The organism is Parapedobacter composti, from assembly GCF_900112315.1.
GTDB lineage: Bacteria > Bacteroidota > Bacteroidia > Sphingobacteriales > Sphingobacteriaceae > Parapedobacter > Parapedobacter composti.
The window spans coordinates 1-1,500 of record NZ_FOLL01000054.1 but is presented as its reverse complement, the minus strand read 5'-3'; the positions used below and the strand labels follow the sequence as shown (position 1 = coordinate 1,500).

The 1,500-nt window shown below is 61.7% G+C and carries 1 protein-coding gene; it reads left to right on the top strand.

Annotated elements, in window-relative coordinates:
• Window positions 1-1,500, top strand: a 1,500-nt coding sequence (locus BM030_RS19545) for a TonB-dependent receptor domain-containing protein (protein ID WP_170845849.1), incomplete at both ends; no start/stop codon positions are given.

Below are 1,500 nucleotides of genomic sequence, written 5' to 3'. Positions count from 1 at the left end.
TTCTACGAGTACCAGACCGGCTTCCGCATCGGCTTTCCCCTCATCAAAGATAAACTGTTCTTCTTCAGCAATGAGGAAATCACCCGCCGGCAGGACCCCACGCAACTCCTGGTGGGTACGGCCGAAACGGGCCATATCCTGAGCGAATCGGATGCCGATGCCATTGCCGGTACGGTGCAGAGCCGCTACGGCGACATCTTTGATGCCGGCACGGCGGGCCTGTACACCAACCGGAGCAAATCGACCAAGTTTTTCAACCGGCTGGACTGGAACATCAATGACCGCCATCAGCTGGCAGTCCGGAACAATACGATACTGAGCGAGGCGACGCACATGGACCGCGACCAGCAGGACTTCCGGTTCTCGAGCATGGCCTTCGGGCAGACCAACAACCAGACCTCCACGGTGGCCGAACTGAAGAGCCGTTTCAGCAATTCGCTGTCGGGTAATGCGGTCATCGGCTTCACCGTGGTGAACGACCGCCGTGACCCGCTTTCCGACCCGACGCTGCCGCAGGTGCAGATACAGGGTCGCACGCCCGGGACGACCATCTACATCGGCACGGACCGCGAGGCGAGCATCTTCGACATGCAGCAGCGGACCTGGGAGGTCACGGCCAACCTGAACTGGAACACGGGCAGGCACAAACTGCTGCTGGGTACCCACAATGAGCTCTACGATATCCGCTACGGCTTCGTCAACGGATGGAACGGGCGGGTGGACTACAACAGCATCGAGGATTTCATCGATAACAACCCCTACCGCGTGCGCGGGAGCTACAACTATATCGACAACACGAGGGATTATATCCTGGACAACCCGGCTGCCGATTTCAGCGTGAACATGTACAGCCTGTACGTGCAGGACGAGATCCGGGTAAGCGACAGGTTCCGGGTCACGCCGGGCCTGCGTGCGGACTTCGCGCACCTGCCGGCGATGCCGGCATTGAGCGACAAGGTACGGGACATCTGGGCCGACCCGAACTTCGGGACGACGTACCACTACACGCCGCTCAGCCGCATACGGAACGATTTCCTGAACCGCGTACAACTGTCGCCGCGGGTCGGCTTCCGGTGGGAGGCCACCGAAGACCGCAGTCTGGTACTGCGGGGCGGCGCGGGACTGTTCACGGGGCGTATCCCCTTTGCGTGGCTGGCGTATGCGTACTACAACACGGGCGACAGCTACGGTGCGTTCGACCAGCGAGCCGACAGCAAACCGTTCGCTCCGGGCTCGGACGCCATCCGGCCCAGCCCGAACGGCCTGGGGGATTTCATCGAGCAGAACGGCGCGGTGATAAACGACCCGAACAGCGGTCAGACGCAGGTGGACCTGGTGGACAACGGCTTCACGCTGCCGCAGGTGTTCCGCACGAGCCTGGGCATCGACTACGAGGCGGCGGAGGGCTGGAAGTTCACGGTAGAGGGGATGTACACGCGCAACATCAGCGACGTGCTGTTCCAGCAGCTGAACACGCGTGACAACCCGCTGTGGTACGGG